Annotated in this window: 1 protein-coding gene and 1 pseudogene; both read left to right on the forward strand. The window is 50.8% G+C overall.

The annotated features are described in order from the left end of the window. A partial coding sequence (locus H7U20_RS18560; RefSeq protein ID WP_199760635.1) for a hypothetical protein occupies positions 1-681 on the forward strand: 681 nt, incomplete at its 5' end. After that, positions 678-872: pseudogene (locus H7U20_RS18565) on the forward strand (helix-turn-helix domain-containing protein); the annotation flags it as partial. The gene H7U20_RS18560 and the pseudogene H7U20_RS18565, both read left to right, overlap by 4 nt. Positions 873-1172: the final 300 nt, after the last annotated feature.

Raw genomic sequence — 1172 nt, forward strand, 5'->3', positions numbered from 1 at the left:
CTGCAGCGCGACGAAATGGAGAGTCGCGATCAGGCTTTGCTTTCGGCAATCAAGCTGCAGATTCAAGACATGACGGTTGCGGGCAATATCAAATCATTTGATCAGATAGAAACGTTCGAAGGATTTGGAAGTGCGGTAGGTGCGGCGCGCCTCGGAAAGGGGATGGAGGCGCCGATGAGTGCGCGCGCAAGTATGCTGAACGGTGCAATAGCGGATGCACAGGCGTTGATAGCGGCCGAGAAAGTGGTTGCGCAGGTTTCGGGCGCTTCGACGACTGTGGTTGGTGGAAATAGCGCAACGCGGCCGACATGGCGCCAGTCTGAAATTGATGTTGGTAATGATTTGGGCGCGCAGTATAACGCGCAACAAAGTTTCAAAAATGGGCAGCCTGTGCCGCAAGGAACATTGGGTAGTGTTCGTCCCGATTTCGTTGCGATAGATGGAACTGCTAGCTTTGAGGTAAAAAACTACAATATTCAAACAAATAGCTATAATTTAATTAATAACGTATCAAGTCAAGCTATTGAGCGAGCAGCAAATTTACCTGTTGGAATGGCGCAGGAGGTAATTATTTGTTTAGATTCGTGTGATTATGCACCTTTCCGTAGCTGGCCCCTCTTCAAGGCACGGCACGTTTTGAGTACACTTATCCATCCCAACGATTCGCATCAGACTCTATGAGCCAAGCACTGCACAGCCTTGCCAGAACCACGCACTTGATCCGTAAGGAAATCCGTGAATCTGAGCTATCCCAAGCCGAACTTGCCCGCCGATACAACGTGACCCGCCAGACTATTCGCAAGTGGAAAGAGCGTGACAGCGAAGAAGATCGGTCCCATCGGCCGGACACCTTGCGCACGACGTTGACGCCATAGGTTTACACACATCTTTTTCTGACCGTCGCACTGGCCCGCAAGAACCGCACTTTTTGAGTGTTTTTGCTTAAAAATTGAGCAAAGTCGTTGTGCGTTGACGGGAAATCCATCGGGCAGGCACTCCGGGATTGCTGTTTCTGCAACAGCTGGTGCTTTGTAAGTGTTTGATTTTATTGGCGAAAAAAGATGTGTATAAACCTATGCGTTGACGCTGGCCCAGGAAGCGATTGTCGTGACGCTGCGCACCACCTTGCTGCTGCCAACGGACGACCTGCTGGCGATCACGCGGGAGTTCAT

The organism is Rugamonas violacea (assembly GCF_016461825.1).
Taxonomy (GTDB): Bacteria; Pseudomonadota; Gammaproteobacteria; order Burkholderiales; family Burkholderiaceae_D; genus Rugamonas.